The 221-nt window shown below is 52.0% G+C and carries 1 protein-coding gene; it reads left to right on the top strand.

What is annotated here, in order from left to right; translation table 11 throughout:
* Positions 1–221: hypothetical protein (locus FBT53_RS16170; protein ID WP_169630384.1), on the top strand; the 221-nt coding region annotated here is incomplete at both ends.

Below are 221 nucleotides of genomic sequence, written 5' to 3'. Positions count from 1 at the left end.
CACAACTTTTTGCGCAACTCGGTGGTTCTCCTGATAACACTGGAACTTGGTCACCCGCTTTAGCTGGTGCTGGTACATATACTTACACTGTGCCCGCAACTTCGCCGTGTACGATAGATGCCATCGCAGAAGTGGAAGTAACGGAACAAGCTGCGCCAGATGCAGGCAGTAATGGAACTTTAGTCATTTGCGAAGGGGCAACCGTCACCGCTGCACAGCTC

It is taken from the genome of Flavobacterium sp. ASW18X, assembly GCF_005144745.1.
GTDB lineage: Bacteria > Bacteroidota > Bacteroidia > Flavobacteriales > Flavobacteriaceae > Croceivirga.
The sequence above is the reverse complement of the archived record's forward strand: the minus strand, read 5'-3'. Positions and strand labels throughout refer to the sequence as shown.